The following is a 1735-nucleotide window of genomic DNA, read 5'->3' as shown; positions in this document are numbered from 1 at the left end:
TAGCCCTGATTTTTCATGGAACGCCGACGGGCCGCCGAATCCGTGATTTTCCCGGATTCGGCGGCCTGTCGTATTTTCGGGCACGCCAGGAACGGCCAGGTCGCCGGCCGGGGGCGTCGGGTTCCATCTTCCGAAAGGGGCTTGCTTCTGTCGTTTCGAAGGGGTCGCGGCAGGGGGTCCTATGCCGCGAGGTGTCCGTTGCGCCAGCGTTCGCGCAGCCGGGCGGTTCCCTCGACGAGGGTGAAGAAGAGTGGTGATTCGGGGGCGGACTCGGGGATCAGCAGCCTTTTCTGCCGGGCGCTGCTGATGATTTTTCCGGCAATCGAAAACATCCGGTAGCGCCACCGCTTCATGTCCCAGGTACCGGCGTCGTGGCCGGCGGGCAGGATCGCCAGTGGCATCCACGCGACGAGGTTCATCGCGAGCATCGCGAGGTCCGTCCAGAGCTGGTTCGCCGAAGCCCGGAAAAAGGGCAGCTTCCCCATGCCACTGTTCTTGAGCGTCTTGATGCGGTTTTCGCACCGTCCCCGGGCGSGGTGCCGGGCATCAAGGAACGCGACGTTCCAGCGCGGGGCGTTGGTCAGGAACGCGGTCACCCGGTGCCCGTCGACGTCGAAGATGGAGGCCTGGGCCCCGGGATGCAAGGGTTCGGCCCGGAGATACAGACGGGTTCCTGCCGGGTAGCCATGCAGCTTGATGACCTTCGTTGCATCGATGACCCACGCGTCGCGGCGTTCGTACCCGTCCTGCTCAATGACCCGCTCCCAGAGGTCCTTGTCATTGATCCAGTGGACGAAGCGCTCGTTGGGAACCGGCAGGGTGTAGGAGGTGGAGAACTGCAGTCCCAGGGAGTGCAGGTGGTTCAGGAACTCGCGAGACGCCCCGGCGCTGTCGGTACGCACCAGGATCCTGTCGGCATGCAGTTTCCCGTGCTCGTCGCGCATCGAGTCGGGCAGCTGGGCCAGGGCCTTGTCGAGCACACGGATGTGGTCCTTGGCGCTGTTGGCACCCTGGTTGCCGGCCCGCAGTTCCGCGGCCAGGACCTCTCCGGTGCCGTTTCCCCTGCCGTAGTCGAGGCTGGCAACGAACGGGGAATGCCCGAAACCGCGCTTGTAATGGCCGGTGGCCCATTCCTTCTCGGAATGCGCGTCCACGAGGGTGGCGTCAAGGTCGATGATCAGCGGGTCCAGCCTGGTGGCCAGGGTGGCGGGGTTCCGTGGGCCGGCGGCCTCCCAGATCCTGGAGCGCAGGGCCTTGGCGACCGCGGCGAAGCCCAAGGTGAAGGCCTCGGGCTCCTCGGTGGCTCGTTCCACGAAGCGGGAGACCGTCGCGTTGGAGGCGACGGGGCCGAACAGGTCCGGGCTGTCGCGCAGGGTGTCGAGGTCCGAGACGTGTTCGCCGCCGTCGGCGAGCATCACCGCCAGGGAGCCGAGGACCCGTCCCGGGCGGTGGGTGGCCGTCTCGGGAACGAACCCGGCCAGTTGCTCTTCGCACAGGGCGCCGAAGCCGGTCGCGTCCAGGAAGGAGGTGAGCACGTTCAGGCCGGCGTGGGAAACCAGCGACTGGCCGGTCGGGGCTGCCGGGAGGGACGGGAAAACACGGGTATCGTTAAGCATCGAAAAGGTGAGCCCTGTTCTGGTGGATAAAAAGGTGTGGTACCTCTATTTTCCCAGATCAGCTCACCTTTTCGACGTTAAAGGCACTTAATGACGCCCCGCTTCATGAAAAGGCCGGG

Annotated in this window: 1 protein-coding gene; it reads right to left on the bottom strand. The window is 65.5% G+C overall.

Annotated elements, in window-relative coordinates; genetic code table 11:
- Positions 1–179: 179 nt before the first annotated feature.
- Entirely contained in the window at positions 180–1616 is a 1437-nt protein-coding gene (locus BLJ79_RS22155) for an IS1380 family transposase (protein ID WP_071216982.1), read from the bottom strand.
- Positions 1617–1735: the final 119 nt, after the last annotated feature.

Source organism: Arthrobacter sp. UCD-GKA (assembly GCF_001863355.1).
GTDB lineage: Bacteria > Actinomycetota > Actinomycetes > Actinomycetales > Micrococcaceae > Paeniglutamicibacter.
The sequence above is the reverse complement of the archived record's forward strand: the minus strand, read 5'-3'. Positions and strand labels throughout refer to the sequence as shown.